We start from the raw sequence: 26,148 nt of genomic DNA on the forward strand, positions 1-26,148 counted from the left end.
TAATGTGCCGCGCAGCACCGAGGAGACACGATGTCCGGCCACAACCAGTTCGCCCTGCTCAAGCAACGGCGCTTCCTCCCGTTCTTCATCGTCCAGGCGCTGGGCGCCTTCAACGACAACATCTACCGGCAGGCGATCATCGGCCTGCTGTTCTTCCTCGGCGTCAGCACCGAAGAACGCACGCTCTACACCAACCTGGCCCCGGCGCTGTTCATCCTGCCGTACTTCCTGTTCTCGGCGCTGGCCGGGCAGGTCGCCGAGCGCATGGAGAAGCAGAAGCTCATCGTGGTCACCACCACGATGGAAATCGTGATCATGGCGCTGGCCGCGGTCGGCTTCCTGACCCAGAGCATGCCGGTCCTGCTGGTCGCGCTGTTCTGTACCGGCCTGCAGTCCACGCTGTTCGGGCCGGTGAAGTACTCGGTGCTGCCCTCCATCCTCAAGCCGGAGGAGTTGACCGGCGGCAACGGCCTGGTCGAGATGGGCACCTCCATTTCCATCCTCACCGGCATGATCGCCGGCGGCCTGATCTTCTCGCTGGCCGGCAGCCACGGGCCGGTCGTCGCGGCGGTGGCGATCATCGCGCTGGCCCTGGCCGGCAACACCGCCGCGCGCATGATCCCGCGGCTGGACGCCGGTGCGCCGGAGCTGAAGATCAACTGGAACCCGTGGACCGAATCGCTGGCGGTGCTGCGCCTGGCCAGGAAGCAGAAGGCGGTGCGCAACGCCATCCTCGGCGTGTCCTGGTTCTGGTTCTTCGGCACCGTGCTGACCGCCCAGCTGCCCACCTATGCCGTGGTCAACCTCGGCGGTGGCGACACCCTGTACATCTTCGCCCTGGCGCTGTTCTCGCTGGGCACCGGCGTCGGCTCGCTGCTGTGCGAGAAGCTGTCCGGGCGCATCGTCGAGATCGGCCTGGTACCGCTGGGCGCGTTCGGCATGAGCGTGTTCCTGTTGGACCTGTATTTCGCCCGCACCGGCGCGGTGACCGCGGCCGGGCTGGACGTGGCCGGCTTCCTGCAGCAGCCCGGCAGCGCGCGCATCGTCATCGACCTGCTCGGCATCGGCTTGTTCACCGGCTTCTTCGTGGTGCCGCTGTTCGCGCTGATCCAGAGCCGCACGCCCCGGTCGGAGATGTCGCGCGTGTTCGCCGCGCTCAACATCCAGAACTCCGGCTTCATCGTCGCCGCCGCCGTGCTTGGACTGCTGCTGCAGCTCAAGCAGCTGACCCTGTTCGGCTACACGCTGCCGCTGCCCGGCCTGACCATCCCACAACTGCTGCTGGTACTGGCCATCGCCAACGTGGTGGTGGCGGTCTACATCTTCAGCATCGTCCCCGAGTTCCTGATGCGCTTCCTCAGCTGGCTGATGGTGCGCACGCTGTACAAGCTGCGCGTCAGGGGCGTGGAGGACAACGTGCCGGACGAGGGTGCCGCGCTGATCGTCTGCAATCATGTCAGCTACATGGATGCATTGATCCTGTCGGCGACGATCCCGCGCCCGGTGCGCTTCGTCATGTACTACAAGATCTTCAACATCCCGGTGATGCGCTGGATCTTCCGTACCGCCAAGGCCATCCCGATCGCCAGCCCCAAGGAAGACGCCGCGCTGATGCAGCGTGCCTTCGACGAAGTCGATGCCGCGCTGGCCGAAGGCGAGCTGGTCTGCATCTTCCCCGAGGGCGCATTGACCCGCGATGGCGAGATCGCCGCCTTCAGGTCGGGCGTGGAGAAGATCCTGGCCCGCCGCCCGGTCCCGGTCGTGCCGATGGCCCTGAAGGGCATGTGGGCCAGCATGTGGAGCCGCCGCGATACCCGCCTGGGCCGGATGCGCGTGCCGCGCCGCTTCCGCGCGCACGTGGAGGTGGTCGCCGCCGCTCCCGTGAATGGGCAGGACACCGACGCCGCACGGCTGGAAACGCTCGTGCGGACGTTAAGAGGTGGTGAAGCGTAAGAGATCACGCTTTCCAGAAGTAGGACAACTGGATACCCTACCGCCCAAGCGTGCTGCAAGGGGATCGCGGCATGCCTCGCGAAAGGGGATTCATGGACCAGAACACCACCTCGACATTGCCAGTACCGCCACCGGCACCACCTGCCGCTCCGCAGCAGGTGCATCACTATTACCACCCGCACAAGTCCGGTGGCGTGGCTGCGTTGCTGGAAGTGGTGCCCGGCCTGTTCCAGGTGTTCGGCATCGGCCACCTGTATGCGGGCAACGTCGTCACCGGGCTGATCGTCATGTTCGGTTACTGGGCGCTGGCCTTCGTCAATTTCCTGCTGCTGTTCGTGTTCATCGGATGGATCACCTGGCCGCTGTGCTGGGTGGCCACCATGGTCATTTCGCCGATCATTGCCGCAAATTCCTGCAAGTCACGCTGATTTTTTCTACAAGGAGCTTTACGTGAATACCAGCAGTCCTGCCGTTTCCAACAACCTCGTCTGGGCGATCCTGTCCACCCTGTTCTGCTGCCTGCCGCTGGGCATCGTGTCGATCATCCATGCCGCCAAGGTCAACGGCCTGCTGGCTGCCGGCGATATCGCCGGTGCACGTGATGCCTCGGAAAAGGCCAAGAAGTGGGCCATCTACGCTGCCATCGCCGGCATCGTCGTGACCATCCTGTACTTCGTGCTGTTCACCATGCTGGGCCTGGGCGGCGCGATGAGCGGCGCTTCGAGCTACTGATGCACCTGGCCGGCCGGTTGCCCGCAACCGGCCGGTCCTGATCGACATGAAATTCCCGCAGCACCTGCTCCGTTACGCGCCCCTGGCCGCGATTGCCAGCATCAGCGCCGGTGCCGCGGTGATCCTGCGCCGGGTGGACCCGAACGTCCCCGGCAATCCACTCCCCGGCTGCCCGTTCTACGCCCTCACCGGCATCTGGTGCCCGGGCTGTGGCAGCACCCGCTGCCTGCACGCACTGGTCCACCTGGACCTTCCGCAGGCCATGGCGATGAACCCCCTGCTGGTGCTCTCGATCATCCCGGTACTGGTGATGGCCCTGCATGGCGCCGGCCTGTGGCCCGCGCGATGGCTGCCGCTGGTGCGGTTGTTCGCCCGGCCGATACCGTGGCTGGTGCTGGTGCTCGGCTACTGGGTCGCCCGCAACCTGCCCTGGTACCCCTTCAACCTGCTCGCCCCCGGCTGATCCGGTTGCCCCCGCAGGAGCGGCCTCGGCCGCGAAGCAGAAACTGCGTGCCGGTCCCGGCAGTACGTGTGATCACCTGCACGATGTCCCGCGTTCCGTGCCACTGAGAGTGCCTCGGCTTCGCGGCCGAGGCCGCTCCTGCGGGGGTCAGCCCACCCAGCCGGCAATCACCAACAGGGCCAGCAGCGCCATCCACAACAGCAGCATGCGCCAGACCAGGCTCATCGCATCGCGCAGCTCCGGGTAACGCTCGTCCGGGGCCATCTGCCCCGACAGGCGGGCTTCTTCGGCTTCATCCACCAGCTCGGCACCAACGCCGGCACGCGCCGCCTTGCCCACGAACGCCGACGACAGCGCCCAGCGGTTGCCGCCTGCCTGCCGCCACGCGGAGAACACCGTATCGAAGTTGCCGACCAGCGCCATCGCCAGGGTCATCAGCTGCGCCACTGGCCATTCCAGCACCGCCAGCAACCAGCCACCGCCTTCGCGGCTGGCCGGGCCCACCTGCGCGGACTGCGGCCCCTGCACCGACTGCGCCAGCAACCGGTACAGCACCACCGCGAACGGGCCCAGCAACAGGAACCAGAACAACGGCGCGAACCAGCGCCGCAGCGCATCGATGACGGTCGCCTCGACCAGCGACGGCGCGTCCTCGCGCAGGCTGCCGCCGGCGGCCTGCAGGTGGGATATCGCCAGATCGCGCGCGGGCGCGTCCTCGGCATCGATCACCGCCTCGACATCGCGGTCCAGGTCACGCGGGCCCCAGCACACCGCCAGCACCAGCACGCCGAACAGCAACGCCGGCAGCCCGTACAGGCGCTCGTCCAGCGCCCATTGCAGCAGCGCCACCAGCCCCACGCACGGCAGGATCGGCAGGGCCAACCAGTAGCGCCCGGCGCCCTCCTGGCCGGATTGCCCCTGCAGCCAGTGCATCCAGCGGCCGAACCAGCGCCAATCGCGCACGGTCGCCATCATGGCCGGGGCCAGATGGCCCACCACCAGCGCTGCGATCACTGCTACCAGGGTCGTGAACATGTGATTCCTCCGCTGGCGATTGTAGGCCCTGCCATCACATGGCGTACGCCCATCGCCACCGGATCAGCCTCCCTGCCGCTCGTACCAGTGCTGGACCAGGCTGCGCGCGATCGAGATGCGTGGCGGCAGCAGGATGCCCTGCCCGTCGTCGTTGGCCTCGCGCTGCAGCGCCGCACCGACCTCTTCGACGCTGAACCAGCGCGCGTCCTCCAGCTCGCCGTTGACACGTGGCGTGTCGTCCTCGGCGGTGGCCATGAAACCGACCATCAACGCCCCCGGGAACGGCCACGGCTGGGTTCCCAGGTAACGCGAGGCAAGCACCCGCACCTGCGATTCCTCGAACACCTCGCGGGCCACCGTCTGCTCGAAACTCTCGCCGGGCTCGACGAAGCCGGCCAGCACCGAATAGCGGCGCGGCGCCCAGCTGGACTGCCGCCCCAGCAACAGGCGGCCCTGGTTTTCCACCGCGACGATGATCGCCGGATCCACGCGCGGGTAATGCTCGGTGCCGCACTGGTCGCAATGGCCGATGAAGCCGGCGCGGCCAAAGCGGATCGCCGCGCCACAGACGCCGCAGAACCGGTTGCGCGAATGCCAGTACGACATCCCGCGCGCGTAACAGAAGATATCGGCCAGTTCCGGCGGCCAGGTGGCCGCGGCAAGCCGCAGGTCGATGCGCCCCGGCGCCTGCAGGGTCAGCCCGGTCGCCTCGGCGGCGAACCACGGGTGGCCATTGCCATCACGGCCCAGGAAGGTCGCCGCACCCGGCCCGCCGCCCAGTGCGTGGCCCTCGGCAATGAAGGGTTGCCCTTCGCCATCGGCGAATGCGGTGCCATCGGCATCCAGCACCAGCACCTTGGCCTGCGGCCACAGCCGCGCCAGCGCTTCGGCATCACCGCGCAGTGCATCGGCACGGTCCAGTGGCACGCCGGCAAAGGCGTATCCGGAAAATGTACGGTCAGGAGTCGACATCGCCCAGAGCCTGCCGCCAAAGCGCGCCCACCGCAAGCACGGCGATGCCACGCATGGCGTGGATCAGCGGATCAGACCGAGAAGCTGCTGCCGCAGCCGCAGGTGGTGCGGGCGTTCGGGTTGCGGATCACGAACTGCGCGCCGGTCAGGCTCTCGGTGTAGTCCACCTCGGCGCCCATCAGGTACTGCAGGCTCAACGGGTCGACCAGCAGGGTCACGCCCTCGGTGACCACCGCCAGATCGTCCTCGGCACGGTTCTCGTCGAACTCGAACCCGTACTGGAAGCCCGAGCAGCCACCGCCCTGGATGTAGACGCGCAGGGCCAGGGCGGCATTGCCCTCGTCCTGGATCAACTCGCGCACCTTCGATGCCGCCGAAGCCGTGAAGTTCAGCGGGCGGTCCAGGGACTGGTAATCAGGCGCCGGCTGGACGCCGGGCAGGGACACTAACGTACTCATGCTGCCCAGCATGGGGGCCGGGCAGCGGGCTTTCAAGCCTCGGAGGCTTCAGTTTTCTTCGCCTTGCCGGCCGGCTTGTCCTCCGGCGGCGGCAGCGCGGCCATGGCGGCCGCATGCACCAGGCGGCCATTGAGCTGCGCGCCGGCGCTCATCTCCACCACCTGGTAATGCACGTTGCCGGTCACCCGGGCGCTGGGGGTCAGCTCGATCCGCTCGCTGGCGTGGACGTCACCGTCCAGGCGGCCGCTGAGCACCACCACGGTGGCCCGCACCTCGCCCTCGATATGGCCCTGCTCGGCCAGGGTCAGGGTGCCGTTGCCCCCGTCCTCGACGATCACCTTGCCCAGGATGCGGCCTTCCACGTACAGGCCACCGCTGAATACGACGTCACCCCTGATCTCCACCTGCGGCCCGATCAGGGCGTCCACGACCAGGTGGTTGTCGCGGCTGGACTTGCTTCCGAACATAGTTACTCCCCTCTGCCGTTGCCGGCGAGTTTCCAATCAAATGTCTGTGTGGCGCCTCCCCCAGGCCCGGTGAGCGAGACTCGCACACGTTGCGGGGTGAAATCCCGGGGGAGCATCACGCTACCGTCCAGTTGCTGGAAGTAGCGGAACGAATAGTCCTTGCCGGGTGCACTTTTCTGCTGATGCAGGTCGTCCCAGCTGACCGTGGTCAGCTTGCCGTCCTTCACGCCTTCGACCGAGAACCGCATCTGCCCCTGGCTGATCGCGCCACGGTTGAGGTTCTGGGTGAGCACGATGTTGTAGTGCCAACTGCCCGCGGCCTCGGGGGAAAACTCGATCGAATGGGTGTTCAACCCCTTGCGCTGGCTGGTCGAACCCACCAGCCGCTCGTAGAACGCCACGTCGGCGCGCAGGCCGGCGATCTCCTCGTCGCGCTCGGCCAGCGAGGCCTGCACCTCGGTGTTGGCGGCGCGGCTGATCTTGTCCGAGGCCTCCAGCGTGGCCTGGCGCTGCTGCAGTTCCTCGACCTTGTCCCGCTGCACCTTCACCTGGCTCTCGGCCTGGCGCAGCTTCTCGCGCAGGCCTCCGGCATCGGGGGAGGCATAGCGCGCCGACAGCCAGCCCACCAGCAGCAGTGACAACAGCCAGGCACCGGCCAGCAGCGCGAGCGGCACCCAGCCCGGCCGCGCCGATGCGCCGCCACGGGGGGTGATCTGGAAACGGGAAGTGGGTCGAGGGCTCATGGCAGGCTCCGGCGCCCCGACAGGGCGGCCTTGCTCGGTCTGACTAACGACGGGCCAGTGTAAACGAGAGTCGATGGCCGACGCCTGTACCCGCGCATCTGGCAATCATCGCGGGCATATCCGATAGTTGGGACCCTGCTCACGGTTCGCACGCGGCCCCTCCCATGACCGAAGCCCACATATTCGTCATCGGCATCCTGCTGGCCTGGCTGGCCGGCATCCGTGTCTACCTGACCGTGTTCGGCGTCGGCCTGGCCGGGCTGCTGGGCTGGGTGGACCTGCCTCCGGCCCTGCAGGCCACCGAATCGTGGTGGGTGCTGGGCACCTCCGCCGCGCTGGCCGCGGCCGAATTCTTCGCCGACAAGATCCCCGGCGTGGATTCGATCTGGGACCTGGTCCAGACCCTGGCCCGCGTGCCCGCCGGGGCGTTCCTGGCCGCCGCCACGCTGTCGCCGGACGGCCAGCTCGGCACCGGCGCCCTCGTTGCCGGCGCCGGCGTCGCGCTGGCCAGCCATGGGCTCAAGTCCGGCACCCGCGCCCTGCTCAACACCTCGCCCGAACCGGCCAGCAACTGGGTCGCCTCCGTCGCCGAGGACACCGTGGTCGTCGGCGGCCTGGCGCTGGCGTTGGCGCATCCGTGGCTGGCACTGTGCTTCGTGCTGGGCGCCAGCATCCTCGGCGCGCTGGTGGTCTGGCTGGTTTGGCGCATGCTGTGGCGCGGCCTCAAGCGCCTGTTCGCGGCCCCGGCGGCGACGCCTCCCCTTTCCGGCAGTGGCGAACGGTCGCTGCCACCCTCTTCCTGAACGCATAATCGCCCGGCCCACCGGGAGCAGAAATGGCAAGCACCGACACCCCGACCCCGACCGCCCGACCCATTCGTGCGGAAACCCCGCCCGCCGGCTACTGGCAGCGCTGGAGCGTGCGCAATGCGCCGCCGGCCGAAGCCGTGCAGGCGCAGATCCGCAGCAGCGGCGAGGACGCCCCGGCCGCCGATCCGGCGCAGGCCACCGATGCCGAAGCGCCGTACCGGGTACTGATCATCGAGGACAACCGCTCCCAGGCGCTGTTCGCGCAGAGCGTGCTGCATGGCGCCGGCATGCAGGCCTTCGTGCAGATGGATGTCGATGGCGTGCAGCAGGCCATCACCGAGCACCGCCCCGACCTGATCCTGATGGACCTGCACATGCCCGGCATCGACGGCATGCGCCTGACCGCGATGATCCGCCAGCATCCGCAGCAGCAGTTGCTGCCGATCGTGTTCCTGACCGGTGAAGCCGACCCGGACCGTCAGTTCGAAGTACTCGATTGCGGTGCCGACGACGTGCTGGTCAAGCCGATCCGCCCACGCCACCTGGTCGCCGCGGTCGCCAACCGGATCCGCCGCAACCGCATGCAGCCGGCCGGCCGCAGCGAGCCCGGCCCGCTGTTGAACAATCCGGAAACCGGCCTGCCCACGCGCCACAACGTCATGCAGCAGCTGCAGGCGGCGTTGGCGGCCTCGGCGAGCGGCGGACTGCTGTTCATCGAGATCGCCAGCGCGCTGGGCCTGCGCGAGCGTTACGGCTACGCCAGCTTCGAACGGTTGATGGTGCAGGCCGCGCAGCGCCTGTTCGGCGGGCTCAAGCCTTACCAGCTGGCACGCCTGAACGACAACAGCTTCCTGCTGCTGGCGCGCGACCTGGACGAGACCAAGGTCGAGGAACTGGCCCAGTTCACCCGCACTATCCTGTCCGCGCAGCCGTTCTCCGCACGCGAGGAAGAATCGGTCTTCCTGCGTTGCGCCGTCGGCCATGCCCGCCTGTCGCAGGGCTTCGCCGACGCGGACAACGCGCTGGAAGCGGTCGAGCGCACTACCCTGCAGGCGCGCCTGAGCCATACCGGCAGCGCTGCCTACGTGCCCGAGGACGAGGCCCAGAACAAGGAACACCTGGCCCTGCTGGACGGCCAGCTGGAGCTGGCCTACCAGCCCATCGTCGCCGTCGCCGGCAGCGACACGGCGCAGTACCAGCTGCTGTTGCGCCTGCGCCAGAGCAACGGCACCCTGCTTTCCGCCGGCCAGGTGATCCCGGCCGCCGAAGCCGCCGGCCGCATCGCCGACCTCGACCAGCAGGTGGTCGAACACGCGCTCGGCCTGCTGCACCTGTACCAGTTCGCCACCCCGCCGATGCGCCTGTTCGTTTCCCAGTCGCTGCGCACGCTGGCCCGCGGTGCCTATGCCGACTGGTTGCTCAAGGCGTTGCAGGACCGCCAGGTCGCCGGCAACGGGTTGGTCATCGACGTCCGCCTGTCCGATGCACTCGTGCACGTGGTCGGCCTGCAGCAGTTCTGCGCACGGCTGATGCCGGCCGGCGTGCAGTTCTGCCTGAGCCAGTTCGAACCCGGCGATGAAGCCAACGCCCTGCTGACCCAGCTGCCGCTGAGCTACGTGCGCATGGCCGCACGCTACGCCGGCAGCCACACCAGCCAGAAGCTGCGCGATGAGCTGCGCACCACCATCGACCTGGCCCACCGCGCCAACGTGCAGATCATCGGCCAGCAGATCGAAGACCCGCAGGCCGCCGCGGCGATGTGGATGGGGGGCGTGGACTTCATCCAGGGCAACGTCGTGCAGCACGCCGGCGCCGAGCTCAATTTCGATTTCCAGAACGCGGTGCTGTAAGTGGCCGGCCACGGGGGAGCGCGCAACTGGGCGCTGTTGGCCGCCGGCTGCGCGGCGGCCTCCGCTGCCACCGCCTGGCTGCCGCAGGTGCCGGCCATGGCCGGTGGCGCGGCCGCTATCGCCGCGGCCATCGCCGCGCTGCTGGCAGCGATCAGCGGCAATGGCCTGGCACGCGATGCACATGCCCTGCAGCTGCAGAACGACGAGCTGCAGCTGGAAGGCAATCGCCTGCGCCAGGCCGAGCAGCGCCACGGCAAGCTCGAGCAGGAACTGCTGCAGGCCAAGCAGGCCGCCGAGGCCGCCACGCTGGCCAAGGGTGAATTCCTGGCCACGATGAGCCACGAGATCCGCACGCCACTCAACGGCATCCTGCCGATGCTGGAGATGGTCTCGCAGGGACCGCTGGATCCGGAGCAGCGCAACATGCTCAACACGGCCACCGAGAGTTCGCGGCAGCTGTTCCGCATCGTCGATGACATCCTGGACTACTCCAAGCTCGAGGCGAACCGACTGGAGCTGGAGATCACCACCTTCAACCTGCGCGAGACCCTGGAAGGCATGTTGCTGCTGATGCAGCGCGCCGCCGAGCACAAGGGCCTGCGCCTGTCGCTGCACATCGATCCGGCCGTGCGCCTGCCGGTGCGCGGCGATCCGGTGCGGCTGCGCCAGGTGATGGGCAACCTGCTGGTCAATGCGATCAAGTTCACCGAGCGCGGCAGCGTGCAGGTCAACGTCAAGCGGCTCGGCGAGACCCCGGCGCAGCATCAGCTGCGCTTCGAGGTGCGCGACACCGGCATCGGCCTGGACAGCGCGCAGCAGGAACGCCTGTTCAATGCCTTCACCCAGGCCGACGCCTCCACCACCCGCCTGTACGGCGGCACCGGCCTGGGCCTGGCCATCTGCAAGCGCATCATCGATCTGATGCGCGGCACCATCGGCGTGCAGTCACAGCCGGGGCGCGGCGCCACGTTCTGGTTCGAGATCCCGCTGCTCAAGGTCATCGGCGACCTGCAGCAACCCGATCACCTCGGCAAGCCCCGCAAGGTCCTGCTGCTCCTGCCCGAACAACGCCTGCGCCAGCGCTTCGAGCGCATCCTCGCCACCTGGGGCTACGAGCCGCTGGCGGCGCCGGGCCTGCAGGAAGCCCTGGAGTACCTGCGCAACCCCGCCACCAGCAGCAGCTTCCATGCCGTCATCGGCGACCTGGAGTCCCAGCGCGGCAGCGCGGTCGCCTTGCAGCGTGCCGTCGAGCGCATGGGCAATACCGCTCCCCGGTTGGTGTGGCTGCAGGGCGATGCGCTGCCGGCCGAGGACCTGCAGACCGGCGCGGCGATACTGCTGCCCAAGCAGCTGGCCGACGCACAGCTGCGCCAGGCGCTGGCGGCACCACGGGTGGTCGCATCGCGCCACGACGATGCGCCGGCAGCATCGATAGCGACCAGCACCGCACCTGTTGCCACGGCCACGAACGTTCAAGCCACTGCCGCGCCCGACGCGGAACCGACGACCCCGCCGGTTCCGGCTCCCCCTACCACGCCAGCTGCACCGGCCGTCAGCGCGCCAACGCCCGTGCCGGCTGCGCCCGAGGCGCTTCCCGCGACCGACAACGTCGACCTGACCGGCATGAAGGTGCTGCTGGTCGAGGACAACCCGGTCAACCTGATGGTGGCGCAGAAGCTGCTCAAGGTCCTGGGTTGCATCCCCGACGCCGCCGAGAACGGGGCCATTGCCCTGGACAAGCTGCGCCGGCACGACTACGAGGCCGTGCTGATGGACTGCCAGATGCCGGTACTGGACGGCTATGCCGCCACCGGCCGCTGGCGCGCGCACGAGGCCAGCACCGGCAGCGCGCGGCTGCCGATCATCGCCATGACCGCCAACGCCATGGCCGGCGACCGCCAGCGCTGCCTGGATGCCGGCATGGATGACTACCTCTCCAAACCCATCTCACGCGCCCAGCTGCAGGCCTGCCTGCAACGCCATCGGCACCTGCCGCCCGCTGCCACCACCACGACCGACACGCCCATGCCTTCAGAAGCCCCCAGCGCTCCCGCAGCGCCCCCGTCACCTGGCCCGGCCGACGTGCCGGCCATGGCCGTGCTGGACACCACCGTGCTGGACGAGCTGTTCGAGATCGCCGGCGATGAAACCGGCGCGATCATCGCCCTGTTCCTGGACGAAACGCCCCGGCTGGTCGAACAGTTGCAGCAGGCTGCCGCGATGGCGGACAACGAGCGCATCCGCGAGATCTCGCACAGCCTGAAGTCTTCCAGCGGCAACGTCGGTGCGCAGGCCCTGTCCGATGCCGCCCGCCGCATCGAACACGCCGCGCGCACCGGCACGCTGGAACGCCCGACGGTCATGGCCGCGCTGGTGATCGCCGAATTCGCCCGCGCCCGCATCGCCCTGGCCGCCTACCAGCACGGCCTGCCGCAGTCCTGACACCGGCGGGACGAAGGTCCCCGCCAGCCCTGCGCCCTGGCTACCGGTTGCGCGGGCCGGGATGAAATCCCTGCCCCGTCCCCAACCCCGTCCGCACCCGGCACATCCGCTCAACGCGACACGGCAACGCCGCCCCAGGCACCAAACCGCACAAACGACAACGGCGCCATGCGCGGTCATCCACCGCACATGACGCCGTCGCGGCGAGACGCCGGAACTCAGTCGTCGATCTTGGTCAGCAGGTAGTTCGGCTCACCAATGCGCTCGATCAGGTCCAGCTGGGTCTCCAGCCAATCGATGTGCTCTTCCTCCGAATCGAGGATCTTCACGAACAGCTCGCGGCTGACGTAGTCGCTGATCGACTCGGCGTAGGCCACGGCATCGCGCAGCACCACGACCGCCTCGTTCTCCAGGGCCAGGTCGCACTTCAGGATCTCGGTCGGGTTCTCGCCGATGCGCAGCTTGCCCAACGCCTGGAAATTCGGCAGTCCCTCGAGGAACAGGATGCGATCGGAGAGCGCATCGGCGTGCTTCATCTCGTCGATCGATTCCTTGTACTCATGCTCGGCCAGTTCCTTCAGGCCCCAGTTCTTCAGCATCTTGGCGTGCAGGAAGTACTGGTTGATCGCGGTCAACTCGTTGTAGAGGACCTTGTTGAGAAACTCGATGACTTTGGCGTCGCCTTTCATGGCACGGACTCCGACGGTGTGAACGGGCGAACTTTACCCGTTGTCGGCGCGCAATGAAGGAACGCGAATCGTGATCATTAGCCGCCGCGGCGGCGGGCAGGCTCAGGCGGCCTGCAACATCGGCAAGGGCAACTCGCGGGTCAGCCGCGCCTGCTCCAGCAGGCCTGCGGCCATGTCCAGGCAGGAGCCACAATTGGAGCCGCATCCGGTGCGCATGGTCAGTTCGGCCACGCTGTCACAACCGGCAAGCGCGGCTTCACGGATCTGGTGATCGGTAACCCCATTGCAGATGCAGACGTACACGGATGCTTGCTCGTTGGACAGCCTTGATTGGCTGAGCGCATTCCACCGCAAATGATAATGGTTGTCAATTCCAGCCGTTAATCATTATTAATCTTCTTCCGCCATGGCCCCTGCCGCCGCTGCCGCTTGCGCGGCCGGTCGTGCCCGGCGGTATTGCCCGGCAGCCAGGCCTCCAGCGCCGATGTCGGCATCGACTGCACGCCGGACCCGGCGATGCCCCGCGCCAATGGCGCCAGGTGCCGCAGCGCACGGGCATAGACACCGCGCTTGAAGATCACCACATGCTCGACCGGGTACCAGAAATCCACCCAGCGCCAATGGTCGAACTCGGGGGTCTCGGTCTGGTCCAGCCGTACATGCGCCTCGTCGCCGGTCAGGCGCAACAGGAACCAGACCTGCTTCTGGCCGATGCAGACCTGGCGTTCGTTGCGGCGTACGGCCCGGCTGGGCAGCCGGTAGCGAAGCCATCCGGGGGTCGCCCCCAGTACTTCGACGTGTTCGGGCAGCAGGCCGGTTTCCTCCTGCAGCTCGCGGTACATGGCCTCGACAGGCGTTTCGTCGGTATTCATTCCGCCCTGCGGGAATTGCCAGCCATCCCGGCGCACGCGTCGTGCCCAGAACACCTGCCCATCCTCCCGCATCAGCACAATGCCGACATTCGGTCGATAGCCGTCCGGATCGATCACGATGCGGACTCCTAAAATTTCTACTGTCGAGGACTCTGCCATGGCCTTGCGCAGGCCACAAGCGCGAAAAAATCTGTTGACAGAATGACGCGGCACCACCAGAATTACCGGCTCCCAAGGCTATGTAGCTCAGCCGGTTAGAGCACAGCACTCATAATGCTGGGGTCGGTGGTTCGAGTCCACCCATAGCCACCATGGGAACGCAGGTTCCACCTGCACCACAGCCCCGTCGCCAAGCGGTAAGGCATCTGACTCTGACTCAGACATTCGGAGGTTCGAATCCTTCCGGGGCTGCCAGACACAAAAAGGCCTGATCGAGAGATCAGGCCTTTTCTGTTCCACCCTCTCGCGCCAATGCCCAACCATCGGGCCGGATGTGCGATAATCGCACTGCACCACAGCCCCGTCGCCAAGCGGTAAGGCATCTGACTCTGACTCAGACATTCGGAGGTTCGAATCCTTCCGGGGCTGCCAGACACGAAAGACCCGATCGAAAGATCGGGTCTTTTTTTATGCATCGACCGGGCCCGGAAGATTCCAGCAAGGTGGATACCCACGCCGGATCCACACCCCGGAAACGACAAAAGCCCGGCCGAAGCCGGGCTTTTGCTTTCCCAGGGGGATTCCGAAGAATCCCACCCCAAGGCGATTAACGCTTGGAGAACTGGGTGGCGCGACGTGCCTTGTGCAGGCCGACCTTCTTACGCTCGACTTCACGGGCGTCGCGGGTCACGAAGCCAGCCTTGCGCAGTTCAACCTTCAGGGTTGCGTCGTACTCGACCAGAGCGCGCGCGATGCCCAGACGGATCGCACCGGCCTGGCCGGTGGTGCCGCCGCCAGCAGCGGTGGCGATGACGTCGAAGCTCTCGGTGTTCTTGGTCAGTTCCAGCGGCTGGCGCACGATCATGCGCGCGGTCTCACGGCCAAAGAACTCGTCCAGCGGACGACCGTTGACGGTGATGTTGCCGGTGCCCTTGCGCAGGAACACGCGGGCGGTGGAGGACTTGCGGCGGCCAGTGCCGTAGTTTTGAGTGATAGCCATGATTAGATATCCAGAACCTGCGGCTGCTGTGCGGCGTGCGGATGCTCAGTGCCGGCGTAGACCTTGAGCTTGCGGTACATCTGACGACCCAGCGGGCCCTTCGGCAGCATGCCCTTGACCGCGATCTCGATCACGCGCTCCGGGTGACGCTCCAGCGCCTGCTCCAGGGTTTCGGTCTTCAGGTTGCCGATGTAGCCGGTGAAGCGATGGTACTTCTTGTCCTTCAGCTTCTTGCCGGTGACGGCGATCTTCTCGGCATTGATGACGACCAGGTAATCACCGGTGTCAACGTGCGGGGTGTAGGTCGGCTTGTGCTTGCCACGCAGGCGGCGAGCCAGCTCGGTGGACAGACGGCCCAGCGTCTTGCCGGCGGCGTCAACGAGGTACCAGTCGCGCTGGACGGTCTCGTTCTTTGCAGTGAAAGTGCTCATAAAGAACTCAAGGTAGGTCGGGCGGATTGCGGCGGAGGATCCCACCGGAACTTTGCCACGCGTTGTGAATGGTGAAACAGAAGCGCGGGATTGTACCGGGGTCGCCGGGCCGGCGCAAGTTATCCCCAACCCCGGGGCTGGGTGCCCTTGGCAGGCCAGGGACCAGGGGCGAGAATCGGGCCACCCCACTCCACCGGCCCGCCATGACCGCTGCCCGCATACAGACGCCCCTGGACCACCTGCTGACCGAAGCCCAGCGCGCCCTGGACACGGTGTTCGGCAATCCGCCGGCCGCACGCCCGAACCCGGCCGGCGACACCCCCGAGGTGGTGCTGGACGCCGCCGAAACCCGCCATGCGGCAGGCCTGATGCGGATCAACCATGTCGGCGAGGTCTGCGCCCAGGGCCTGTATTTCGGCCAGGCGGCGGTCGCCCGCGACCCGGCCACGCGCGAACACCTGCTGGCGGCCGCACAGGAGGAGACCGATCACCTGAGCTGGTGCGCCGATCGCCTGCGCGAACTGGGCAGCCGCCCCAGCCTGTTCAACCCGCTGTGGTATGCCGGCAGTTACACCATCGGCACCCTGGCCGGCCTGCGCGGGGATGGCTGGAACCTGGGGTTCGTGGTCGAGACCGAGCGCCAGGTCGAAGCGCACCTGGACGAGCATCTGGAGACCCTGCCACCGGCCGACCAGCGCAGCCGCGAGATCCTGAAGGTGATGAAGCTCGACGAGGCCCGCCATGCCGAACACGCCGAGCATGCCGGCGCGCGCAAGCTCCCGTTCCCGATCCCCTCGGTGATGGCCCTGGCCTCCCGGGCGATGAAGTCGGTGGCGTATCGAATTTGAGACATCCGTCAGGGGGGGACAGCCCGGCCGACCGGTGTCATGCCTCGTTGCGACATGTCGGTGAAACCCGTGCCGAGCGTGGCTCGGCACTCCCTGGACTCCGGGTAGAGCGGGCCATGCCCCGCTATGGCATGTCCGCAGAACCTGCCGGGCCTGGCTCGGTACTGCGGGTCAGCTGACCAGCTTCAGGCCGATGACACCGGAGACGATCAGCGCGATGCACAGCAGCCGCGGCCACGACGTGCTGTCGCCGAACAGCAGCATGCCGGCGATGGCCACGCCGATCGCGCCAATGCCCGTCCATACCGCATAGCCGGTGCCCACCGGAATGGTGCGCAGCGCCTGGGTCAACAGCCACAGGCTGATGCCGGCCATCACCACGGTGATCACGCTGGGCAGCGGCCGGGAGAAGCCTTCGCTGTACTTCAGGCCCAGTGCAAAGCCGATCTCGAACACGCCGGCGAGCAGCAGATAGATCCAGGGCATCGTTGTTTTCCTCATTCAAGAACAAAGCGGCCCGGTACTTCCGCACCGGGCCGCCGTCGGTTTCGTTCTGCAGTGACTGCAGGGCGGGCCGTCCCGCCGGTGTTGCCTGTGCTTACTCGGCCAGGTTGCGGCCGTGGAACAGCTCTTCGATCTCACGGCGCAGCAGCGCCTCGATCTTCATGCGTTCCTTGAACGACAGGTTCTTGGCCTTCTCCTCGAACAGGTACTGGTCCAGGTCGAAGTCCTTCAGGTGCATCTTCGTGTGGAAGATGTTTTCCTGGTAGACGTTGACGTCGAACATCTCGTAGCGCGACTTGATGTTCTTGGCCAGGAAGTTCTGGATCGAGTTGATCTTGTGGTCGATGAAGTGCTTCTTGCCCTTCACGTCACGGGTGAAGCCACGCACGCGGTAATCCATGATCACGATGTCCGATTCCAGACTCTCGATCAGGTAGTTCAGCGCCTTCAGCGGCGAGATCACGCCACAGGTGGCCACGTCGATGTCGGCACGGAACGTGGCGATACCTTCCTGCGGATGGGTCTCCGGGTAGGTATGCACGGTGATGTGCGACTTGTCCATGTGCGCGACCACGGCGTCGGAGATCAGCTCCTTGCCGGCGGCCTTCTTGTCGATCACCGGTTCCTCGGAAATGAGGATCGTGACCGATGCACCCTGCGGGTCATAATCCTGACGCGCGATGTTGAGGATGTTTGCGCCGATGATCTCGGCCACATCGGTGAGAATCTGCGTGAGACGATCGGCGTTGTATTCCTCGTCGATGTACTCGATATAACGCTGGCGCTCCTCTTCGGTACGCGCATAGCAGACGTCATAGATGTTGAAGCTCAGGGCCTTGGTGAGGTTGTTGAATCCTTGCAACCTCAGGCGAGGCAAAGGCTTGACCACGGCGGTCGATCCTGTAGATGGTGGAAAGCGCGAATTATGGGGCAAAGTTCCCCCCCGCGATACGGTTCCCACGTAAGGTCGTTTGCCCCTTATGATCGGGCTCGTTAAGCTTGCCCATTAAGCAAGTTCATTCTTTTTGTGAACTCCGTCAAGTTCATTCATTTATGGACTCCAAACATGAGCCCTGGGAACACAAACACTGTGACCAATGTGCGCCTCGCCTCCAGCCCGCTTGCGCTGGATATCGCGACCATCGACCGCTTCCTGGCCCATAGCCACCGCCGGCGCTATCCGGCCCGCACCGATGTGTTCCGCCCGGGCGACCCCGCCGGGACCATGTACTACGTGGTCAGCGGCTCGGTCAGCATCATCGCCGAGGAGGAAGATGACCGGGAGCTGGTGCTGGGCTACTTCGGCGCCGGCGAGTTCGTCGGCGAGATGGGCCTGTTCATCGAGTCGGAAAAGCGTGAAGTCATCCTGCGTACCCGGACGCCGTGCGAGCTGGCCGAAATCAGCTACGAGCGGCTGCACCAGCTGTTCCTGGGGCCGCTGTCCACCGACGCGCCGAAGCTGCTGTACGCCATCGGCTCGCAGATCTCCCGCCGGCTGCTGCACACCAGCCGCAAGGCCAGCCGCCTGGCCTTCCTGGACGTGACCGACCGCATCGTCCGCACCCTGCACGACCTGGCCAAGGAGCCGGAGTCGATGAGCCACCCGCAGGGCACCCAGCTGCGCGTCTCCCGCCAGGAGATCGCCCGACTGGTCGGCTGCTCCCGTGAAATGGCCGGGCGCGTGCTGAAGAAGCTGCAGGCCGACGGGCTGCTGCATGCCCGCGGCAAGACCGTGGTCCTGTACGGAACGCGCTGAGCCTGCCCCACCCCACCCGATGTTTGTTACAGGGGGCAAACATTGGGCGCCACGTTGAATCTCACACCCTCACGCCCTTTGCCGCAAAGGGCCGACAGGTCCATAGCGCCGACAACCGCACCGTCCACGGTCGCTTGCCCGTTGGCCACGACCACGACGTTGCCGGAGCGTTACCCCCGGCCTGCCACTGTCACTGAAGCCGGTCAGCCTGGGCGCTGCGCCTTGACCTGCCCTGCCCCAGCCCGCAGGCTCAGGGAATGGAATTCGGCACCGAGTTTTACTGGTTCATCCTGATCGGCCTGGGCGCCCAACTCGTGGACGGCGCGCTGGGGATGGCGTTCGGACTGATTTCGTCCTCGGTCCTGCTGAGCATGGGGCTGCCACCGGCGGCGGTCAGCGCCAGCATCCATACCGCCGAGGTGTTCACCACCGGCGCGTCCGGGGTCTCGCACCTGGTCGCCGGCAACGTCGACAAGCGGCTGTTCCTGCGCCTGGCCGTGTCCGGCGCGGTCGGCGGGGCGATCGGAGCCTATGTGCTCACCCAGCTGCCCGGCGATGTGGTCCGGCCGTTCATCTATCTTTACCTGCTGGTGCTGGCGATCTTCATCCTGGCCCGTGCGGCCGGCAAGTTCGCACCGCGCCAGGAAGTGAAGCGGGTACCGGTGCTGGGCTTCTTCGCCGGCCTGCTGGACGCCAGCGGTGGCGGCGGCTGGGGCCCGGTGGCCACCTCCACCCTGCTGGCCCGCGGCGGGCAGGCGCGCACCACCATCGGCTCGGTCAACGCGGCCGAATTCGTGGTGACGCTGTCGATCTCGATCACCTTCCTGCTCTCGATGGGGCTGCAGCACCTGTCCATCGTCGCCGGCCTGCTGGTCGGCGGGATGATGGCCGCGCCGGTGGCGGCGCTGCTGGTGAAGCGGGTCAAGGAGCGCTGGGTGCTGGTCGCCGTGGGCGTGCTGGTGCTGTCGATCAGCCTGTTCCAGATCGGCATGGCGGTGATGAAGCTGCGCGCCGGCTGAGCGCAGAAGCCCTCATCCGCCCGTTGGGCACCTCGCTGCGCCCCCCGGCCATGCACGGGCCAACGGCTCGCAAGCCGCATGCCTTCACCCCGCGTGGGAGAAGGCCGTTCGTTACTTCGGCAGCGGATCGCCGCCGCGGCCGACGCAACCCCAGTTGAGGATCGGCGTGCCGGCCGGCAGCACCTTGCCGAAGTACGCCACGCGCGAATGCTTGGGATTGACCACCACCGGGGCCTTGGCGGCCTTGAGCAGCGGCAGGTCGGCGGTGCTGTCCGAATAGGCAATGGCGATGTCGCCATAACCGCGCTCGCGCAGCATGCGCATCTTTTCCTCGTTGTGGCAGTGGCGGGTGGCACCCACCGCGCCCAGGCGCGGGCCGACCTCGCTGCCGATCACCGGCACGCCCTGCTGGGCGACGAAGGCCAGGATGGCGCGGGCAAGTTCCGGCGGCGCGCCGGTGGCCACCACCACCCGGTCGCCGGCACGGCGATGGGCGGCAAACACGTCCAGCGCATGCGGCAGCAGCTTGCGGCGGATTTCCGCCTCGTGCCTGAGCACGTACTGGTCGATCACGCTGTTGAACTCGCGTGCCTTGTGCAGGCCGAAGGTGGCCACCCACACATAGGCGGAGATCCCGATGCGGCGGGTCGGCAGCATCGCCACCAGCGGGCCGGCGATGGGCGTGATCAGCAGCGCGGCCAGCATCCGCAGCGGGTTGCGCTTGATCAACCAGGCGAACAGGTGGCTGCCGGAATCGCCGTCGTAGAGCGTGTGATCGAAATCGAAGACGACCAGCGGGGCATCGTCGCGGGGAACAGGATAGGACTCGGTCATGCCGGGAAGAATAGCTGACGCAGGCCCTCGCCCGGCTCTTCGACCCGCATGAAGGCCTCACCGACCAGGAAGGCATTGACGCCTGCACCGCGCATGGTCGCCACGTCGGCCGGGCCGAGGATGCCGCTTTCGGTGACCAGCAGGCGGTCCCGCGGCACCGCATCCTTCATCGCCAGCGTGGTCTGCAGCGAGACCTCGAAGGTGCGCAGGTTGCGGTTGTTGATGCCCACCAGCGGCACCGGCACCTGGATGGCACGCTCCAGCTCGTCGATGTCATGCACCTCGACCAGCACGTCCATGCCCAGCTGCATCGCCAGGTCGGACAGTTCGGCCAGCTGACGGTCATCCAGCGCCGAGACGATCAGCAGGATGCAGTCGGCACCCAGCACGCGCGCCTCGACCACCTGGTAGGGGTCGATGACGAAATCCTTGCGCAGCACCGGCAGCGTGCAGGCCTCGCGCGCTTCCTGCAGGTAGGCGTCGGCGCCCTGGAAGAAGTCCACGTCGGTCAGCACCGACAGGCAGCTGGCGCCGCCGAACTCGTAGCTCACCGCGATCTCGCCCGGGCGGAAGTCCGGGCGGATCACGCCCTTGGATGGGCTGGCCTTCTTGACCTCGGCGATCACCGCCGGGTCGCCGTTGGCGATGGCCGCCTGCAGCGCATTGGCGAAGCCGCGCACCGGCGAGGCGTCGGCCACGCGCGCCTTCAACTCGGCTAGCGGCACGCGGGCGCTGCGCTGCGCCACCTCCTGCGACTTGCGGGCGAGGATGGTGTTGAGGATGTCGCTCATGGTTCTGCTTCCTGGAAGACGGGCATTGCGGGCGCGGGTGATCGGGAGGACCGGGGCGAGCCGGGGTTCAAATGACAGCGGCCAGCCGGCGCGTGGCGGCCACGTACTGTTCCATGCGGGCGCGGGCACTGCCATCGGCGATCACCGCGCGGGCACGGGCCAGGCCATCGGCGATGCTGTCGGCCACGCCGGCCACGTACAGCGCCGCGCCGGCATTGAGCGCGACGATGTCATTGGCCGGGCCCGGCACATTGTCGAGCACGCCGCGCAGCATGGCGATGGACTCTTCCGGGTTGGTGACCTTCAGGTTGCGGCTGGCGGACATGGCGATGCCGAAGTCCTCCGGATGGATCTCGTACTCGCGCACCTTGCCATCGCGCAGTTCGCCGACCAGCGTGCCGGCCCCCAACGAGATCTCGTCCATGTTGTCGCGTCCCCACACCACCAGCGCGCGCTCGGCACCGAGCTCGCGCAGCACGCGCGCCTGGATGCCCACCAGATCGGGATGGAACACACCCATCAGGATGTTGGTGGCCCCGACCGGGTTGGTCAGCGGGCCAAGGATGTTGAAGATGGTGCGCACGCCCATCTCGCGGCGCACCGGTGCCACCACCTTCATCGCCGGGTGGTGCATCGGCGCGAACATGAAGCCGATGCCGGTCTGCTCGATGGCCTGCGCGACCTGCCCCGGGTTGAGTTCGATGATCGCGCCCAGCGCCTCCACCGCATCGGCGCTGCCGGACTTGGACGACACGCTGCGGTTGCCGTGCTTGGCCACCTTGGCCCCGGCCGCCGACACCACGAACATCGAGCAGGTGGAGATGTTGAAGGTGTGCGAGCCATCGCCGCCGGTGCCGACGATGTCGACCAGGTGGGTCTTGTCCTGCACCGCCACCGGCAGCGCGAACTCGCGCATCACCGTGGCCGCGCCGGCGATCTCGCCGACGGTTTCCTTCTTCACCCGCAGGCCGGTGAGGATGGCCGCGGTCATGGTCGGCGAGACTTCCCCGCGCATGATCTGGCGCATCAGGTCGACCATCTCGTCGAAGAAGATCTCGCGGTGCTCGATGGTGCGTTGCAGGGCTTCCTGCGCGGTGAGGGTCATGACAACTCCAGGAATCAGGAAATAACGATGTAGTCGCTTTGGCTGTGGATGCCGGCATGCGGGCCCGGCAGCAGCTGCACGTGCAGGCCGCCGATCGGGCCGACCGGCAGGCAGCTGTCCACGTCCAGCAGCGCGTCACGGTGCGGCTTGATCCACTCCGCTTCGGCCTGCGCCAGCGCCTTGCGCTTGGCATCGACGCTGTCGCCGGCGACCACCAGCAGGTAGCGATGGGCCTCGCCGAACTCGCCGGCAACGTAGCCACCGAGGTTCACGAAGTACAGCCGGGGTGCCTCGGCGGCGGGCGCTTCGGCGGACAGGCGCACCTGCCACTGCTCCACTCCATCGACGGTCATCCACGAATCCAAGTGCAGCCCGGACGCATCGCCGAACCATTGCTGGCGCAGCTGGGGGTAGCTCTGTTCGATGCTGGGTGCCACGGCGAACACGACGTCGTGCACTTCGGTGTTGGCGCGGGCATGGCGCCCGCCCAGCATCACCACGAACAAGCGCAGGTCGGCATCACTCATGGCACCGGTCTCGCGCTCAATGCCAAGCGCACGCCAAAGCCGATGAACAGCACACCGGCCACCTTGTCCAGCCACTGCATGCCGCGCGCGGCCCAGCGACTACTGCGCATGCGGTCGGCCGCCAGCACGTAGAGCGTGGTGATCGGCAGCGCGTTGACGGTGAAGATCAGCCCGAGCATGGCGAAGGCCAGCGTCTTGTTCTGCACCGAGGGGGCGATGAACTGCGGCAGGAAGGCCAGGAAGAACAGCACCACCTTCGGGTTCAGCACGTTGGTCAGGAAGCCACCGGCGAACACCTGCCACCACGAGCCCGCGCCGCCGCCGGCATCCACGCCTTGTTGCAGGGTGTCCGGGCTGCCCTTGGCCAGCAGCAGGCGCACGCAGACCCACAGCAGGTAGGCGGCGCCGATGCCCTTGACCACCATGAACAACGTCGCCGAAGTGGCCAGCAGCACGCCCAGCCCCAGTGATGCCAGCGCCACGTGGACCAGGCAACCGGTGCTGATGCCGGCCACCGCGGCAAAGCCGGCACGGCGCCCGCCACGCAGCGAACGGCTGATGATGTAGAGCACGTCCGGGCCCGGGGTCAGGTTCAGCACCCAACCGGCCAGCATGAACAACAGCAGCTGGGACGGCTCGATCATCATGCCGTGCGGTCCAGGAAGTTCTTCATCAGCGCATGGCCGTGCTGGGTGAGGATGGATTCGGGATGGAACTGCACGCCTTCCACAGGATACTGGCGATGGCGCAGGCCCATGATTTCCTCCATCGAGCCGTCCGGGTTCTCGGTCCAGGCGGTGATTTCCAGCTCGGACGGCAGCGTGGCCTTGTCCACCACCAGCGAGTGGTAACGCGTGGCCTCGTAGCGGTCCGGCAGGCCGGCGAACACGCCCTTGCCCTCGTGCCGGATCGGCGAGGTCTTGCCGTGCATGATGTTGCTGGCACGGATCACGTCACCGCCGTACACCTGACCAATGCTCTGGTGGCCCAGGCACACGCCGAACACCGGAATGCTCGGGCCGAGCTGGCGGATCACCTCCAGCGACACACCGGCTTCGTTGGGCGTCTTCGGCCCCGGCGAGACCACGATGTGCGACGGCTTGAGCGCGGCGATCTGCTCGACGCTCATCGCGTCATTGCGCACCACCTTCACCTCGGCACCGAGCATCTGCAGGTACTGCACGAGGTTGAAGGTGAAGCTGTCGTAGTTGTCGATCATCAACAGCATGGAAATAGGCTCATTGGGCGATCAGGAAGATCGCGTAGACATTTTCGGAAAGGGTGAGGCTGCCGGCTTCCAGAGACTCCGAGAAAAAGCCATCTGCCGCGCGCGCATTGACTGCAAGGTCGGTTGGCGGCACAGGCGGCGATGGCAATCCACCGGAGCCGCGCTCAAGTGGCCACGTGCCCGCTTGAACGCCATAGGCAAAGCTCGGCGCCACCTCGGAAATGGTGTACAGCCCACCCAGGCGCACACCGTAGGACTCGGCAAGCCTGCGCGCAGTCTCCCGCGTCTGCTCAGCCGCCTGGCGCTTCAGCCCGGCACGCACTTTGGCCTCGTCCTTGAAGCCGGTGGTGATGCCGGAAACCTGCAGCTCTTCGCTGGTCTTCAAGCTGGCGAGCAGATGCCGTACATCCTCCAGCGAACCGAACTTCGCCGACAGCGAACGCTCGACCTTGGTCCCCACGAACACCTGCGCATTGTTTTCGTATCGATACTCCGGCCCGATACTCAGCGCCGATGCCTGCACGCTCTCGCTCAGCGCATGTTGTGCCTTGAATGCTGCCAGCACCTGCGCAGCGTTGGCCTGCGCTTTCTCTCTCGCCACCGAGGGGGCTTTGTCCATCGAACGCAGGACGATGCTGATCCCGAACTGATCCGGGACCACTTCCTGGCTGGCCTGCCCCTTCACCAGCAGGTGCGGTTGCGACGGCAGGCTATTGACCTGCGCCATGCCGGCCAACGGCAGCATCAGCAGCACGGTAAAAAGAAAACGCGGCAGTATCCGTGGCATCAACGTATCTCCTTGATGATCGAAGTCAGACATCCGGGGAACGACAGAAGGCAGGCATCACAGCCCCTTCGCTGCCTGCGCCACCGCGCGGAACAACGCACGGCCCTTGTTCATGGTTTCGTGCCACTCGGCGTCCGGGTCGGAGTCGTAGACCACGCCGCCACCGGCCTGTACGTACAGGTGGCCGTCCTGGATCACCGCGGTACGGATCGCGATGGCGGTATCGGCATCACCGTGCCAGCCGATGTAACCGACCGCGCCGGAGTACACGTTGCGCTTGACCGGCTCCAGCTCGCGGATGATCTCCAGCGCGCGGATCTTCGGCGCGCCGCTGACGGTGCCGGCCGGGAAGGTCGCACGCAGCACGTCGCTGTAGCTCAGGCCGGCCTTCAGCGTGCCGGTGACCTCGCTGACGATGTGCATGACATGGCTGTAGCGCTCGATCACGAACTGCTCGCCAACCTTGACCGTACCGGGCTCGGCGATGCGACCGACGTCGTTGCGGCCCAGGTCGATCAGCATCACGTGCTCGGCGCGTTCCTTCGGATCGGCCAACAGCTCGGCCTCCAGCGCCTGGTCCAGTTCCGGGGTGGCGCCACGCGGGCGGGTACCGGCGATCGGGCGCACGGTGACCACGCCATCGCGCAGGCGCGCCAGGATCTCCGGCGAGGAACCCACCACCTGGGTGCCACCGACATCGATGAAATACATGTACGGCGACGGATTCAACGCGCGCAGCGCGCGGTACACGTCGATCGGGCGCGCGCGGAACGGCACCCGCAGGCGCTGGCTGGGCACTACCTGGAAGATGTCACCGGCGCGCACGTACTCCTGCGCCTTGCGCACCACGTCGTGGTACTGCTCGCTGGTGAAGGAGGACTTGAAGTCCTGCTCGTCGATCGCATCGGACACCTGCGCCTGCGGGTAGCCGGCGCCGCCCTGGCGCAGCCGGTGCGCCAGTTCGTCGAGGCGACGGTTGGCGCGCGCCCAGGCCTGCGGCTGTGATGGATCGGCATGCACGATCAGGTACAGCCGGCCCTTGAGGTTGTCGAACACCGCCAGCTCTTCGGAGAGCATCAGCAGGATGTCCGGCGTGCCCAGCTCGTCGGGCTTGTCACCGGCACCCAGGTGCGGCTCGATGTACTGGATGCATTCGAAGCCGAACCAGCCGACCAGGCCACCGGTGAAGCCCGGCAGGCCTTCGAACTGCGGCACCGAATGCTGGGCGCGCAGCACTTCCACTTCGGCCAGCGGGTCAGCGACGTCGCGGCGCTCGATCACCTCACCCAGCTCGCTGGTCTCCAGCGTGTGGCCACGGAAGCTGTAGATGCGGCGGGCCGGCAGGCCGATGATGGAATAGCGCCCGAAGCGCTCGCCGCCTTCGACCGATTCGAACAGATAGGTGAACGGGCCGTCGGCGAGCTTGAGGTAAACCGAGAGCGGCGTGTCCAGGTCGGACAGCACTTCGCGGACGACGGGGATGCGGGTGTGGCCTTCAGCGGCCTGCTGCTGGAACTGCTCTGGCGAGATCAAGACGGCTTTCCTTCCGGGAAACGACGGTGGCGGGACGGACGACGGCAACGGGCCACCATCGCCACCAGCGGCGAGCAGAAGAAAGGGAACGCTTGGTCGTCAGAATGGGCACCGGGGCACTTTACCGCAACTGCGGCCGCG

General features: G+C 66.8%; 30 protein-coding genes and 3 tRNA genes. 13 read left to right on the forward strand and 20 right to left on the reverse strand.

The features are described 5' to 3' along the window. Positions 1–30: 30 nt before the first annotated feature. The 4 genes from ACIPR8_RS08105 to ACIPR8_RS08120 all read left to right on the forward strand — a co-directional run bounded on the left by ACIPR8_RS08105 (position 31) and on the right by ACIPR8_RS08120 (position 3,148). Entirely contained in the window at positions 31–1,953 is a 1,923-nt protein-coding gene (locus ACIPR8_RS08105) for an MFS transporter (protein WP_313252939.1), read from the forward strand. A 92-nt stretch (positions 1,954–2,045) separates the two neighbouring features. Beyond that, positions 2,046–2,381, forward strand: a complete 336-nt coding sequence (locus tag ACIPR8_RS08110) for a hypothetical protein (RefSeq protein WP_132863342.1) — start codon at positions 2,046–2,048, stop codon at positions 2,379–2,381. Between the two features lie 22 nt (positions 2,382–2,403). Continuing rightward, positions 2,404–2,685, forward strand: coding sequence for a CD225/dispanin family protein (locus tag ACIPR8_RS08115; protein WP_132863340.1), 282 nt, complete (start codon positions 2,404–2,406; stop codon positions 2,683–2,685). 46 nt (positions 2,686–2,731) lie between these two features. After that, positions 2,732–3,148, forward strand: a complete 417-nt coding sequence (locus ACIPR8_RS08120) for a DUF2752 domain-containing protein (RefSeq protein ID WP_132863338.1) — start codon at positions 2,732–2,734, stop codon at positions 3,146–3,148. A gap of 147 nt (positions 3,149–3,295) precedes the next feature. Here ACIPR8_RS08120 and ampE read toward each other — a convergent pair whose 3' ends face one another. From ampE to ACIPR8_RS08145, 5 genes are all read right to left on the reverse strand, one after another. Beyond that, positions 3,296–4,183: a regulatory signaling modulator protein AmpE gene (gene ampE / locus ACIPR8_RS08125; protein WP_192286825.1), complete on the reverse strand. Its 888-nt coding sequence runs from the start codon at positions 4,181–4,183 to the stop codon at positions 3,296–3,298. A 63-nt stretch (positions 4,184–4,246) separates the two neighbouring features. Further along, positions 4,247–5,155 (reverse strand): NAD(+) diphosphatase, encoded by a 909-nt coding sequence (nudC, locus tag ACIPR8_RS08130; RefSeq protein ID WP_132863335.1) that lies wholly within the window; start codon positions 5,153–5,155, stop codon positions 4,247–4,249. A 71-nt stretch (positions 5,156–5,226) separates the two neighbouring features. After that, positions 5,227–5,613 carry an iron-sulfur cluster insertion protein ErpA gene (gene erpA, locus ACIPR8_RS08135; RefSeq protein ID WP_132863333.1) on the reverse strand — a complete coding sequence of 129 codons (387 nt, stop codon included), beginning with the start codon at positions 5,611–5,613 and terminating at the stop codon, positions 5,227–5,229. A gap of 32 nt (positions 5,614–5,645) precedes the next feature. Beyond that, positions 5,646–6,080, reverse strand: coding sequence for a bactofilin family protein (locus tag ACIPR8_RS08140; protein ID WP_132863332.1), 435 nt, complete (start codon positions 6,078–6,080; stop codon positions 5,646–5,648). A gap of 2 nt (positions 6,081–6,082) precedes the next feature. Next, positions 6,083–6,823 (reverse strand): DUF6776 family protein, encoded by a 741-nt coding sequence (locus ACIPR8_RS08145; protein WP_132863330.1) that lies wholly within the window; start codon positions 6,821–6,823, stop codon positions 6,083–6,085. Between the two features lie 164 nt (positions 6,824–6,987). On the opposite strand from ACIPR8_RS08145, the gene ACIPR8_RS08150 reads away from it, so the two are divergent. From ACIPR8_RS08150 to ACIPR8_RS08160, 3 genes are read left to right on the forward strand one after another with little or no spacing between them, the layout of a single operon-like run. Further along, a complete protein-coding gene (locus tag ACIPR8_RS08150) occupies positions 6,988–7,626 on the forward strand; it encodes a DUF4126 domain-containing protein (RefSeq protein ID WP_132863329.1) in 639 nt (212 codons plus the stop codon). A gap of 32 nt (positions 7,627–7,658) precedes the next feature. Beyond that, the gene (locus ACIPR8_RS08155) at positions 7,659–9,482 is read left to right on the forward strand and encodes an EAL domain-containing protein (protein WP_132863328.1); all 1,824 of its coding nucleotides are present in this window, start codon (positions 7,659–7,661) and stop codon (positions 9,480–9,482) included. After that, complete coding sequence (locus tag ACIPR8_RS08160) at positions 9,483–11,924, forward strand: ATP-binding protein (RefSeq protein ID WP_446540712.1); 2,442 nt, start codon at positions 9,483–9,485, stop codon at positions 11,922–11,924. It abuts the gene before it with no gap. Between the two features lie 218 nt (positions 11,925–12,142). On the opposite strand, the gene bfr is transcribed toward ACIPR8_RS08160, so the two are convergent. The 3 genes from bfr to ACIPR8_RS08175 form a co-directional block, all read right to left on the reverse strand. Further along, a complete protein-coding gene (gene bfr, locus ACIPR8_RS08165; RefSeq protein ID WP_132863324.1) occupies positions 12,143–12,613 on the reverse strand; it encodes a bacterioferritin in 471 nt (156 codons plus the stop codon). 102 nt (positions 12,614–12,715) lie between these two features. After that, the gene (locus tag ACIPR8_RS08170) at positions 12,716–12,916 is read right to left on the reverse strand and encodes a (2Fe-2S)-binding protein (protein ID WP_132863322.1); all 201 of its coding nucleotides are present in this window, start codon (positions 12,914–12,916) and stop codon (positions 12,716–12,718) included. Between the two features lie 77 nt (positions 12,917–12,993). After that, complete coding sequence (locus tag ACIPR8_RS08175) at positions 12,994–13,602, reverse strand: RNA pyrophosphohydrolase (protein ID WP_132863320.1); 609 nt, start codon at positions 13,600–13,602, stop codon at positions 12,994–12,996. A gap of 118 nt (positions 13,603–13,720) precedes the next feature. On the opposite strand from ACIPR8_RS08175, the gene ACIPR8_RS08180 reads away from it, so the two are divergent. From ACIPR8_RS08180 to ACIPR8_RS08190, 3 genes are all read left to right on the forward strand, one after another. After that, positions 13,721–13,797 (forward strand) — tRNA-Met (locus ACIPR8_RS08180). A gap of 27 nt (positions 13,798–13,824) precedes the next feature. Further along, positions 13,825–13,899 (forward strand) — tRNA-Gln (locus ACIPR8_RS08185). A 102-nt stretch (positions 13,900–14,001) separates the two neighbouring features. After that, positions 14,002–14,076, forward strand: a tRNA-Gln gene (locus tag ACIPR8_RS08190). A gap of 175 nt (positions 14,077–14,251) precedes the next feature. Here ACIPR8_RS08190 and rpsI read toward each other — a convergent pair. Together rpsI and rplM are read right to left on the reverse strand one after the other, a co-directional pair. Then, the gene (gene rpsI / locus ACIPR8_RS08195) at positions 14,252–14,644 is read right to left on the reverse strand and encodes a 30S ribosomal protein S9 (RefSeq protein WP_132863318.1); all 393 of its coding nucleotides are present in this window, start codon (positions 14,642–14,644) and stop codon (positions 14,252–14,254) included. 2 nt (positions 14,645–14,646) lie between these two features. Next, on the reverse strand, positions 14,647–15,075 hold the full coding sequence (rplM, locus tag ACIPR8_RS08200) for a 50S ribosomal protein L13 (RefSeq protein ID WP_132863317.1): 429 nt from the start codon (positions 15,073–15,075) through the stop codon (positions 14,647–14,649). A gap of 203 nt (positions 15,076–15,278) precedes the next feature. On the opposite strand from rplM, the gene coq7 reads away from it, so the two are divergent. Beyond that, entirely contained in the window at positions 15,279–15,923 is a 645-nt protein-coding gene (gene coq7, locus ACIPR8_RS08205; RefSeq protein WP_192286828.1) for a 2-polyprenyl-3-methyl-6-methoxy-1,4-benzoquinone monooxygenase, read from the forward strand. A 171-nt stretch (positions 15,924–16,094) separates the two neighbouring features. Here coq7 and ACIPR8_RS08210 read toward each other — a convergent pair whose 3' ends face one another. Both ACIPR8_RS08210 and speD read right to left on the reverse strand, forming a co-directional pair. Then, positions 16,095–16,409, reverse strand: a complete 315-nt coding sequence (locus tag ACIPR8_RS08210; RefSeq protein ID WP_446540713.1) for a DMT family transporter — start codon at positions 16,407–16,409, stop codon at positions 16,095–16,097. A 112-nt stretch (positions 16,410–16,521) separates the two neighbouring features. Beyond that, positions 16,522–17,316, reverse strand: coding sequence for an adenosylmethionine decarboxylase (gene speD / locus ACIPR8_RS08215; RefSeq protein ID WP_054667806.1), 795 nt, complete (start codon positions 17,314–17,316; stop codon positions 16,522–16,524). Between the two features lie 177 nt (positions 17,317–17,493). Here speD and crp point away from each other — a divergent pair, with 177 nt between their 5' ends. Together crp and ACIPR8_RS08225 are read left to right on the forward strand one after the other, a co-directional pair. Next, entirely contained in the window at positions 17,494–18,183 is a 690-nt protein-coding gene (crp, locus tag ACIPR8_RS08220; RefSeq protein ID WP_132863313.1) for a cAMP-activated global transcriptional regulator CRP, read from the forward strand. Positions 18,184–18,440: 257 nt separating this feature from the next. Then, complete coding sequence (locus tag ACIPR8_RS08225) at positions 18,441–19,202, forward strand: sulfite exporter TauE/SafE family protein (protein WP_446540714.1); 762 nt, start codon at positions 18,441–18,443, stop codon at positions 19,200–19,202. A gap of 111 nt (positions 19,203–19,313) precedes the next feature. Here ACIPR8_RS08225 and ACIPR8_RS08230 read toward each other — a convergent pair whose 3' ends face one another. From ACIPR8_RS08230 to trpE, 8 genes are all read right to left on the reverse strand, one after another. Beyond that, positions 19,314–20,036: a haloacid dehalogenase-like hydrolase gene (locus ACIPR8_RS08230; RefSeq protein WP_192286830.1), complete on the reverse strand. Its 723-nt coding sequence runs from the start codon at positions 20,034–20,036 to the stop codon at positions 19,314–19,316. After that, complete coding sequence (gene trpC, locus ACIPR8_RS08235) at positions 20,033–20,827, reverse strand: indole-3-glycerol phosphate synthase TrpC (protein ID WP_132863308.1); 795 nt, start codon at positions 20,825–20,827, stop codon at positions 20,033–20,035. Before trpC ends, ACIPR8_RS08230 begins: the two co-directional genes overlap by 4 nt. A gap of 67 nt (positions 20,828–20,894) precedes the next feature. After that, positions 20,895–21,932, reverse strand: coding sequence for an anthranilate phosphoribosyltransferase (gene trpD / locus ACIPR8_RS08240; RefSeq protein WP_446540715.1), 1,038 nt, complete (start codon positions 21,930–21,932; stop codon positions 20,895–20,897). Between the two features lie 14 nt (positions 21,933–21,946). Further along, on the reverse strand, positions 21,947–22,459 hold the full coding sequence (locus ACIPR8_RS08245) for a DUF1543 domain-containing protein (RefSeq protein WP_446540716.1): 513 nt from the start codon (positions 22,457–22,459) through the stop codon (positions 21,947–21,949). Then, positions 22,456–23,103: a LysE family translocator gene (locus tag ACIPR8_RS08250; protein ID WP_446540717.1), complete on the reverse strand. Its 648-nt coding sequence runs from the start codon at positions 23,101–23,103 to the stop codon at positions 22,456–22,458. Before ACIPR8_RS08250 ends, ACIPR8_RS08245 begins: the two co-directional genes overlap by 4 nt. Continuing rightward, positions 23,103–23,687 (reverse strand): anthranilate synthase component II, encoded by a 585-nt coding sequence (locus tag ACIPR8_RS08255; RefSeq protein WP_192286834.1) that lies wholly within the window; start codon positions 23,685–23,687, stop codon positions 23,103–23,105. The genes ACIPR8_RS08250 and ACIPR8_RS08255 overlap by 1 nt, the downstream gene beginning before the upstream one ends. 10 nt (positions 23,688–23,697) lie before the next feature. Further along, the gene (locus tag ACIPR8_RS08260; protein WP_446541054.1) at positions 23,698–24,474 is read right to left on the reverse strand and encodes an SIMPL domain-containing protein; all 777 of its coding nucleotides are present in this window, start codon (positions 24,472–24,474) and stop codon (positions 23,698–23,700) included. 57 nt (positions 24,475–24,531) lie between these two features. Beyond that, the gene (gene trpE / locus ACIPR8_RS08265) at positions 24,532–26,007 is read right to left on the reverse strand and encodes an anthranilate synthase component I (protein ID WP_446540718.1); all 1,476 of its coding nucleotides are present in this window, start codon (positions 26,005–26,007) and stop codon (positions 24,532–24,534) included. Between the last annotated feature and the right edge of the window lie 141 nt (positions 26,008–26,148).

Source organism: Stenotrophomonas sp. LARHCG68 (genome assembly GCF_052871705.1).